Source organism: Streptomyces sp. 4F14 (assembly GCF_048159485.1).
GTDB lineage: Bacteria > Actinomycetota > Actinomycetes > Streptomycetales > Streptomycetaceae > Streptomyces.
The window spans coordinates 1-331 of the sequence record NZ_JBLRVY010000339.1 but is presented as its reverse complement, the minus strand read 5'-3'; the positions used below and the strand labels follow the sequence as shown (position 1 = coordinate 331).

Below are 331 nucleotides of genomic sequence, written 5' to 3'. Positions count from 1 at the left end.
GGGCAGGGCAGCTCCACCCAGACCGTCTTGCCCCCGTCGTCGGTGCGCTCGGTGAGGACGACCCCGTTCAGTTCCTCCATCAGGGCGTGCACGATCTTCAGGCCGCGGCCGTGGGTGTCCTCGGTGCCGGCGTGACCGTCGCCGGGGGCGGGGCACTCGGGGTGGCCGTCGTGCACGCCCATGCGGATCCAGGTGCCGTCGCACAGTTCCAGTACGACGACGATGCGCGCCGTGGCGGCCGACGCGTGCAGTACGACGTTGGTGAGCAGCTCCGAGGCGATCAGCCGGATCGCGTGGACGGCCTCGCTGCCGGTCGGCACGCCCCAGCCCC

1 protein-coding gene is annotated in these 331 nt (G+C 72.5%); it reads right to left on the bottom strand.

The window, feature by feature from the left end; translation table 11 throughout:
• On the bottom strand, positions 1-331 hold a 331-nt coding region (locus ACLZOT_RS51015), incomplete at both ends, for an ATP-binding protein (RefSeq protein WP_416976120.1).